At 43.0% G+C, this 10,101-nt stretch carries 7 protein-coding genes and 1 tRNA gene; 7 read left to right on the plus strand and 1 reads right to left on the minus strand.

The window, feature by feature from the left end:
* A partial coding sequence (locus AB5542_RS09720; RefSeq protein ID WP_368243046.1) for a sensor histidine kinase occupies window positions 1–550 on the plus strand: 550 nt, incomplete at its 5' end.
* A 501-nt stretch (window positions 551–1,051) separates the two neighbouring features.
* Here AB5542_RS09720 and AB5542_RS09725 read toward each other — a convergent pair.
* Window positions 1,052–1,125 (minus strand) — tRNA-Asn (locus AB5542_RS09725).
* A gap of 227 nt (window positions 1,126–1,352) precedes the next feature.
* Here AB5542_RS09725 and AB5542_RS09730 point away from each other — a divergent pair.
* The 6 genes from AB5542_RS09730 to AB5542_RS09755 form a co-directional block, all read left to right on the plus strand.
* Entirely contained in the window at window positions 1,353–1,922 is a 570-nt protein-coding gene (locus AB5542_RS09730; RefSeq protein ID WP_279041167.1) for an RNA polymerase sigma factor, read from the plus strand.
* A gap of 175 nt (window positions 1,923–2,097) precedes the next feature.
* Entirely contained in the window at window positions 2,098–3,258 is a 1,161-nt protein-coding gene (locus AB5542_RS09735) for a FecR family protein (protein ID WP_270543854.1), read from the plus strand.
* Between the two features lie 101 nt (window positions 3,259–3,359).
* Window positions 3,360–6,809, plus strand: a complete 3,450-nt coding sequence (locus tag AB5542_RS09740; protein ID WP_229128242.1) for a SusC/RagA family TonB-linked outer membrane protein — start codon at window positions 3,360–3,362, stop codon at window positions 6,807–6,809.
* An 11-nt stretch (window positions 6,810–6,820) separates the two neighbouring features.
* Window positions 6,821–8,314, plus strand: coding sequence for a RagB/SusD family nutrient uptake outer membrane protein (locus tag AB5542_RS09745; RefSeq protein ID WP_279039823.1), 1,494 nt, complete (start codon window positions 6,821–6,823; stop codon window positions 8,312–8,314).
* 17 nt (window positions 8,315–8,331) lie between these two features.
* The gene (locus tag AB5542_RS09750) at window positions 8,332–9,024 is read left to right on the plus strand and encodes a DUF4843 domain-containing protein (protein WP_279039822.1); all 693 of its coding nucleotides are present in this window, start codon (window positions 8,332–8,334) and stop codon (window positions 9,022–9,024) included.
* Window positions 9,025–9,040: 16 nt separating this feature from the next.
* On the plus strand, window positions 9,041–10,101 hold a 1,061-nt coding region (locus AB5542_RS09755), incomplete at its 3' end, for a PKD-like family lipoprotein (RefSeq protein WP_368243047.1).

Raw genomic sequence — 10,101 nt, forward strand, 5'->3', positions numbered from 1 at the left:
GAGTAATAGTCGGGCTTTGTTGGGGCTACTGGACGATGTGCTTGATTTGTCCCGTTTGGAGGCCGGGATGGATAAGGTATTTCTTAGTGTTTGTGATTTACATTTTTTGGTCCATTCTATGTTGGATGTCGGGCATTTAAATATGGCACAAGGTGTTGAATTGGTGAATGAAGGCCCCCGGGAAAAATTGTTGGTTATGACGGATGAGGTGAAGTTGACAAAGGTATTTATGAATTTAATCGGGAATGCCAAGAAATTTACCGTACGAGGACATATTGCCGTCGGGGCCGAGATTACCTCTGATGGTACATGGGTTGAGTGTCGGGTAGAGGATACGGGGATAGGTATTTCTCCTGAAAATCTGGAACATATTTTCGATCGGTTTTATAAGGTGAATGAGTTTAAACAAGGCACTGGGCTCGGGCTTTCCATCTGCGAGGCTATTATAGAACTTCTGGGAGGCCGGATCTGGGTGGAGTCAACTCTAGGCAAAGGAACGACGTTTTATTTTAGAATTCCTTACCGGAGGCCGGAAGAGGAGGATATATGATTAGCCCTGTGAGAATCGTGGTGGTAAGGTTGTGGTTTCGCTTTTATTTCGGCCTCATTGCCTGTCACTTTCGTATCAAAGACACTCGCTGAACGTCTTTGATACGTCTTTGATACGAGAATGATACGTCATTGATCCCTGTCTTCTACCTGAGTTCAACGGGTTTTGTTGGTGTTTTTATACTGAATTCTAGTGGACTTACTTTTAATGTTTACTTTTAAAGTGGTTAAATACAATGATTTATTATTGAAGATGAAGTGACCACTTTTTGAAGGAGAGGTGACCACTTTGGTGACCAGTTGATAGCAAATGAAGTGTAAATGATGGCAAATATGATATTTTAATACCTTGTTTGCCTGGATATGTTTATGATTTTGGATAAAGTAGCTAAGTTGTTTTAAAACAACTGTTTATTTAATAGAGGGTTTGAGTTTTTGTATGAAAATCGAAAGTTACGGGTATGAAAAAAGCCAGTATTTCTACTGGCTTTCAGCTTCTTAGCTCCTCAGGTAGGACTTGAACCTACGACCTACGGATTAACAGTCCGCCGCTCTAACCAACTGAGCTACTAAGGAATTTTCTCAAAAGCGATGCAAATATAGGGGTTTTGTTGAATCCTGCAAAATAAAAAAGGGGAAAAAACAAGTTGATTAGCTAAAAAAAATATAGTAGTAGACGGGAGTTTTGAGAATCAATGAATTGTATTTCGTGGCGTAAAAGGAGAATAGCGTATTTTGTTTTTGGAGAGATGTGAAAAGTGTTGAGTTTTTTAATATATTTGTAAAACATAGAAACGGAAGTGATGGTAGATATAGAATCAAATATACTTCAAAATTTGAACAAGGGTAAAGAAAGTGCGCTGAAAGAGGTTTACCGTTTGTTCTTTCATGCATTATGTGCGTTTGGAACCCGTTTCGTGAAAGATGATGCGGTGGTGGCTGATATAGTGCAGGAGGTATTTATAAAAGTGTGGGCTAGGAGGGCGGATTTTCAGGCTATTTATTCATTGCGTTCGTTCATGTATCTTTCTGTTCGCAATGCTTGTTTGAATTATAATCGGGATCGTGCGAGGGAGAGGAAAATTTCTTTTAATGATGCGGAGTCGGAAAAGTTTGCGGAGGAGCGGGAGGACGTTTTTATGATAGAGGAGGACGTGCATCGTCAGATTCGTAACGAAGTGGAGCGTCTGCCGGAGGCGATGCGGAAAGTTTTTAATTTGACATTACTGGATATGTCTATACCCGAAATTGCAGAGGCCTTGGACATTTCGGAAAATACGGTGCGCAATCAACGGGCACGGGCCAGGGAAATTTTACGGGCTAGGTTGAAAGACAAAATATTCTTTTTGTTCTTATTATGTGATATTTATTAATCACGATACTCTGAATTGTATTTTTATGGTGGGTTATGTAATTGGTTTCTTTGGCCTACCATAAGGATTTGTCGGTGTTGCAAAATAACAAAATGCTTTTTTTCTCGAAAAAAACTGCATCGGGACTAGTATGCTTTGACAATTTTCGTGTTATAACGATAAAAAGAAGTAGATTATGTCAGAAGAAAATTTAAAGATAGCGGATATTCTTTTTGCCTATATTAAAGGAACGATTTCCGAGTGCGAGCTGGAGGAGTTGACCAAATGGGTGGAGGCTGCGGAGGAGCATCGGGAATTGTTTCAGCAAATAGTGACTTCGGTATCTTATCAGGACAAGGAAGCCGTGTATCGCCGTTTTGACTCGTATTATGATTTTGACCGCTTGCGGGGAGCTATCCGGGGGAGAAAGCGGGGTATGTGGAAATATGTTGCTGCGGCTGCTGTTATTGCATTGCCTTTACTGGTCTCGCTTTTATTACAGATCAGGCAGGAGGGAATTTTCCCGGAAGAGCGTATGCGGGAAATTTCTTTACTACCGGGTAAATCAATGGCAACGTTAACCTTGTCGGACGGGAGTTCCAAGCTATTGAGCCCGGAAAATTTTGATTTGATGGATGGTTCGAAACGGATTGTAAATGATCCCGGCGGGCTGAGTTATCAAGTTGAAGATACGAGTGAGTGCATGGAGACGGCATATAACGAAATAACGGTTCCCCGGGGCGGAGAGTATAAGGTGACGTTGGATGACGGAACACGGATATGGGTGAACTCGGAAAGTTACATCCGTTTCCCGGTTGTATTTCATGGTGATGAGCGTCGGATTTGGGTTTCCGGGGAGGTTTTCTTGGAAGTTACGAAAGATTCCGAACGTCCGTTTGTTGTAAACACGGAAAAGTTGGATATCAAAGTTTTGGGAACGCAATTTAATGTCCGGGCTTATCCGGATGAGAAATGTATTCAGACGACTCTTGTGGAGGGATGCGTACGGGTGGATAACTCATTGGGGAAAGTGGCAGTGTTGGCTCCTTCCGAACAATTGTTGTATAATGCCCAGAATGGAAAACATGAGGTACGGGAGGTTGATACCGAATTGTATGTATCTTGGAAAGATGGGGTCTACGTGTTTGTTTCTCAACGATTGGAGGATATTATGTTGCTAATATCGAAATGGTATGATGTTGATGTATTTTACCAGAATTCCACCGTAAAAGATATTATATTTTCAGGACGCTTAAAACGTTACGAGAATGCGGAAACTTTGTTAAAAGTGTTCGAACGCTTGGGGGGAGTGAGATTCTCCATTCAAGGTAAGACCGTTATTGTCGAAGACGAGTAAAAAGTGAATGGAAAGAAGGTGCAACTGCTTTCCATTCATGTACGAACCTCGACCGGGTGCAACCGGACGAGTATTGTTTAATCATATAATAGTACAAATGTATGAAAAAAATTCGAGGATGTTATCCCCGTTCGTCGGGGGTGCGAAAAATCTTATTGACTATGCGTTTTCTAGCTCTTTTTCTTTTTTGTACGGCTATGCATTTATCTGCATCAGTACATTCGCAGAATGTCGTGTTTAGTTTTAACTTGAAAAATGCCACGTTTGAGGATCTCATGAAGGAGATTCGTCAACACAGCGACTATTATTTTATCTATAAGGATAGCGAGGTGGCTCAGGTGACAAAACTAAATAAACGGTTTAAATCCGTGAGTATCGACGAAGTTCTTGAAGAATGTCTGAAAGGAACCGGTTTAACTTATTCTGTCGAAGACCAGTTGATTATTATTAAAAAGAATCAAATTGTGGCCGTGCGGGATACCACTGTGAAGAACGAGGTCCGGTTGATTAAAGGAAGGGTTGTGGATGAGATGGGAAAACCGTTACCGGGTGTGACTGTCGTGATAAAGGGGACTAGTACGGGAGTGGCAACGAGTGCGGATGGCCTTTTTGGGGTAGCTTTACCTGCGGATACCGCCACGCTGGTGTTTACCTTTGTGGGGATGGAGACACGGGAGGTTAAAATATTGCCATTGAAAGTAGGGGAAGTGCGTAAAGATTTGCGCATCGTGATGAAGGAGGATAAGATCGCTTTGGAGGACGTGGTGGTGACCGGCTACGCGAATATCAAGAAATCGAGTTTCACGGGAACGGCCACGCAAGTGAAGCGGGAGGACATTTTGAAAGTGGCGGGTCGGAACGTGATCGATGCCTTGCAGGTGTTTGACCCGTCTTTGCGAATCATGAAAAATAATTTGATGGGATCGGACCCGAATACCTTGCCGGAGTTCTACGTGCGGGGGCGTTCAGGTATTACTGGGGTGAAGGAGTTGGATGCATTAGAGGCTTCTGATGTATCTCAGTTTGCGATAACCAATAACCCGAATACTCCGATATTTATTCTGGACGGGTTTGAGGTGTCCGTGGAGAAAGTGTATGACTTTGACGTGAACAGGATCAAGGATATTACGATATTGAAGGATGCTGCCGCCACGGCCATGTATGGTTCTAGGGCTTCTAACGGGGTTGTCGTGATCGAGACAGTTGCACCCCGTCCCGGGCGCTTCGTGGTGAGTTATAATGGTAATTACGAGATCACGGCTCCGGATTTAAGTAGTTACAATATGATGAATGCTCGCCAGAATCTGAACACGGAATGGGCGGCCGGAATCTATGCTAGCGATCCTGAGAAAAGTAATTATGAGCGAGATAAGGCATACCAGTATGGCATTTATTTGGATAAGAAGAATGTGATTCTGGCGGGAGGTGATTATTACTGGTTGTCACAGCCGTTAACGACGATGTTTAACCATAAGCATAGTGTTTATATCGAAGGAGGGTCTGATGCGATCCGGTTTGGTATCGAGTTGCGCTATGATAACCAGAACGGTGTGATGAAGAGATCTTTACGAGATCGTATCGGTGCCGGCCTGACACTGGAATATCGTTACAAGGGTTTCCAGATGCAAAATAAGATTTCCTATGACATCATGACTTCGAAGGCTTCGCCTTATGGTTCTTTCGGGGACTATACGAATAAGCATCCGTATGAATCGTGGAAAGACAAAAACGGAAAGTTAATCAAGAAATTGCCACAACGTAATTATGGTGAAAGTTTTATCAATCCTTTGTACGAGGCAACGTTGGGAAATTTCAACAAGAGTAATTACAAGGAGTGGACGGATAATCTCGCATTGAATTGGTACGTGAATGATTATCTATTAGTGAAGGGGCAGTTCGCGATCAGTTATAAGTTGGATAAGACCAAGGTGTTTACGGATCCGGAATCGGCCAAGTATGGAGATGGAGTGACAGCATTCTTGCGGGGAGAGTTGACAGAAGCTTCAACAACAACGACCCGGTGGAATACGAACGTGTTTGCCGCTTATAACCGATTGTTCGGGTTGCACAATCTGAATTTCTCTTTAGGATTCAACGCAACGTATTCTAATATCTCGTATTCCTATTCTCATTATCGAGGTTTTCCGGATGCTCATCGGCATTCTCCAGCGTATGCTTACGAAATCGTGACGAAACCAACGTTTACCGACAATAAGACCCGATTGTTTGGAGTGTTCTTAATGTTGAATTATAGCTATAATGATATTTACCTGGCCGATTTCTCGTTCCGTTACGATGGGTCTTCCGAGTTCGGAACGGAAAATAAATGGGCTCCTTTCTGGTCTGTCGGTGCTGGTATAAATGTGCATAATTACGATTTCTTGAAAGGGAACGAGTGGATCAACCAATTCAGGATAAAGGGAAATGTGGGACAGACCGGTAAATCGAATTTCCAGCCTTATATGGCACGAAATACTTACGAGGTGTTATTGGACGACTGGTACCAGACGGGTATCGGGGCAAATCTGATTTACATGGGGAATGATGATTTGACTTGGGAAAAGCAATTGTCGTGGAATATCGGTACGGATATAATCACGTGGAATAACCGGGTGACTTTGGGTTTTGATTATTATTATAAAAAGACCATTGATTTGGTGACAGAAGTCTCTTTGCCGACATCTTCCGGTTTCACGAAGTACACGGATAATATGGGTGAGATCCTGAATGAAGGGGTTGAACTTGATTTGAACGTGCGAGCTTATAGTGATAAGGATTGGGATGTTATCGTGTTCGGTAACTTGGCTCATAATAAGAATAAGATACTGAAGATTTCGGAGTCGTTGAAACAGTATAACGAACGGATTGACGAGTATTTCCAGAATTATTACTCGATATACGGTACGCCTTCAGAGGATTCGAAGTATGCCAAGCCGTTTATGAAATATGAAGAAGGGAGTTCCTTGACAGCGATTTATGGGATGAAATCGATGGGAATTAACCCCGCTAACGGTCAAGAGGTTTACGTGAAACGAGATGGGACCCTGACATACACGTGGGAATCGAATGAACAGCAAAAGATAGGGGATACCGAGCCGAAGATTCAAGGGGCTTTCGGGTTGAATGTCCGCTATCGGAACTTTACATTTTACACGACCTTCCTCTATGAATATGGTGGTGACGAGTATAACACGACTTTGGTGAATAACGTGGAGAATGCCAATTTGATCAAGTATAACGCTGATAAGCGAGTGAGTTCGGATCGTTGGCAGAATGTCGGGGATGTTGTTCCTCTGAAAGACATAAAAGACCGTTTGTACGTGACCCGTGCAACTTCTCGTTTTGTGCAAAAGAACAATAATGTGGTCTTTAATTCTCTTTCTGTGGGCTATGACGTTGACCCTGTATGGTTGCGGAAAATACACCTGAGTTCGTTGAGGTTACAGTTCAATATGAAGGATATTGCCACGATGTCAACGATCAAGCGGGAAATGGGGTTGAACTATCCGTTTGCCAGGACATTTACGTTTACTTTGAATGCTAGTTTCTAATACTGAAGATTATGAGAAAGTTATATTTAATATTATTGTTGCCGGTCTTTTGGCTGACATCGTGTAACAGTTTTCTAGATGTTTCGGCAGATAATGAATTGTTACAAAAAGAGATTTTTGGAGACTATAAAGGGGTGAGAATGGCGGTGAACGGGGTGTATCGAACTCTCTCATCGACGAGTTTGTACGGACAGAATCTGACGTGGGGATTTGCCAGTGCTATTGGGCATAATTATCAATCTAGTAGTCAGTACTATTTGCCTTACGGGTTGTATGAAGCGGCCTCTTTCGATTGGGAAAATGCCTCTGCTCAAAGTTTAACAGAAAGTATTTGGTCAAAGGGATATAACGTGATCGCCAGTTGTAATGATATTATCCAGCAGGTGATTGCAAAAGACACCAGCTTTTTCGGCCAGGGGAAAATGGAGAAAGATATGATCTTGGGGGAGATGTACGGAGTGCGTGCATTGGTACATTTTGATCTGTTCCGTTTGTTCTGTCCGGCTCCGGTGACAAAGCATACTGGACAGGCAATACCTTACGTGACGAAATATCCGGATTTGCAACCGGGTTATCAAAATTCTCCGGCTTTTATGGATTCTGTGATCATGGATATGACACGGGCCCAGAGTTTATTGGCAGTTGTGGATACCGTGTTTAATCGGCGACAGAATACGAGTATATATTCTAGGGTACGTAGTCTGGATCGTGGTCTGGTTGATTCTCCGGATGACTTTTTCCTGTACCGGGCAACCCGGATGAATTATTTTGCGGCAAATGCTTTACTTGCCCGGATGTATATGTATAAAGGGGATGAGGAGAAGGCCTACGAGAATGCCCGTATCGCTTACGGTTTCCATCTGAGGTGGTTCCGTTGGACGGGTAATTCTAATCAGGGAAGTGTTTCTAATATAAACTTTCTATACCCTAAACGTTATAATGAACTTTTCCTTTGTTTTTCGAATAACGATGTGGTTGATAACGTGGAAAACATATTAAAAGGTTATTCAAGTGCCTTACGGATGAAAAATATGGATGTCCTTTTTGCCGGGGATATGGATGATTATCGTTACACGGGTTTCTACAACAAGACAACCCTTGCGTATGGAGCGCAACGATATGCCACGTGGTTGAGGCTTTCGGGGGCTACTTTTAAAGAAGTATTGGATCAGTTGCCTTTGTTGCCCGTGATTCGGGCTTCGGAGATGTACCACATACAGATTGAATATTTACTGAATAAGGGGCGTAAAGGAGAGGCTATCGAATTGTTTAATTCTTTGAGAACAAGTCGTGGAGCCAAGACTAGATTGACTTCTGATATGTCACCTGACGATCTACGATTGAAATTGATGTATGATATTATCCGGGAAACGTTGACTGAGGGGCAGACATTTTTCATGTTCAAGCGTCTGAACCAGGATATTTTTAACGGTAGTGATAATATTAAGATGACCCCGGAAAAGTGGGTGATTCCTATTCCTTATAGTGAATCGGCATATCAATAATTAAAAATCGAATAGTTATGAGAAAGATATATTTGTTGTTAGGATTTATACTTGTTCTGGGGGCCTGTTTGAAGGATGATATAAAAACATACAGAGGTGATAATTATCTTCAGTTCGTGAAGGTGGTAACGGATTCATCCGTCTGTTCGTTCTTGGCTTACCCGAATGATAATGAATTGGAATTTCCCGTGGAAGTGGAGGTGATCGGTTTGCCTTCTGATAGAGAACAGGAATATAAAATCAGCGTGGATCAGGCAAAGTCAACTGCCACGACTGCTAATTACAGGTTGCCGGACAAATTCACGATGAAGCCCGGTAAAGTTCGAGACACGTGTAAAATTACGTTTGTTAAAACAGCGGAAATATCAACTGTTGCGTTACGGTTGACTTTAAAACTGGAACCTACCACTGATTTCCTGTTGGGACAAACCGAATGTCGCTCGGCAATTATCTACGTCTCTAACGTGGTGGCCAAGCCGAATTGGTGGACTGATAACGTGACGCGGAATTATCTGGGTGCGTATTCGGATAAGAAATACCGGTTGTTTATCCAAGAGACGGGTAAAGCGGATATAGATAGTGATAACATAGAAGAACTTCGTTATAACACGATCATATTCAAACATTACCTGCAAAAGAAGAAAGATGCGAACGAGATGGTTCGCGAAGACGACGGAACGGAAATGACCGTGGCATTAGTAGTCGGATAATTAAAATTGAATGTTTATGAAAAGATTTATATTGTTCTCCCTGTTCGTGAGCTTTTGGTTTAGCGCATGTTACGAGGATAAAGGTAAATACAGCCTGATTGATTATAATGATGTTACACTGGATGTCGTGACTTCTTTGACGAAAAAGACGATTATTCTGGGAGATACGGTGCGTATTGTTCCGAAGATGGCGTGGAAATATCCCGATCGGGACACGTTGGCATACGATTATCGTTGGGAGATGGGATTGGGTAATGTCGTTTCGACGGATCGGAATTTCGAGTATATTCCCGCGAGTTGCGGGCAGTTTGATGTGAATTTCTATATGACGGATCGGAGTACCGGGATCGAGTTCCATGATAGTCACACGGCGATAGAGGTGAGATCACCGTATAAGGTCGGATGGCTTATTTTGGCGGAAAAGGACAACCGGACAAGTTTGAGCTACATCCGGCGAGATAGCTGGCAGGATGAGGATAAAAAGACGCATTACGAGTGGGTGGCTTATCCGGATGTGTATGCGACATTGTACCCCGATAATCCGTTAGGTACAGGGCCGTTGAAGTTGGAAAACGTGATGACGGGAGGTGAGGCGGATGAAGTGATGGTCGTGCAGCGTACCGGAGGTTCCTATTACTTGAGCGGGATGGATTTTACGAAGGTGATGGCTCTTCACGAAGAATTTCCCGGAAGTGCATACCCTACCGGCCTTGACCCCGTGGAGGTACGTAATGGCGGATGGCAAGATTTCGTGTTAAGTGCTAATGGTGAAGTTTACTGGAGGAGGAATACAGGTTCCGAGATTCAGCACGTGACTGCTTTTATCGATATTCCGCTTTATTTTTCAGGAACGACGGATGGGGGACGAATCACTCAATTCTTTGATTTGGACACGAAGGATTGTGGTGCCGTGCTGATGTATGATGAAGGCAATAATCGTGTGGTAGGTCGATTGACCAGCTTTAATAGTAATTCGGATAGTGGACCTGTCGAGTTTGTTTATACTCCGGATGATCCGGGTGTGGTAAAACTGACGGATCTGACCGGGTATAAGATTATGCATGTGGGTGATTATGG

The organism is Butyricimonas sp. RTP31003st1_G1_RTP31003_210430 (genome assembly GCF_040920905.1).
GTDB lineage: Bacteria > Bacteroidota > Bacteroidia > Bacteroidales > Marinifilaceae > Butyricimonas > Butyricimonas paravirosa.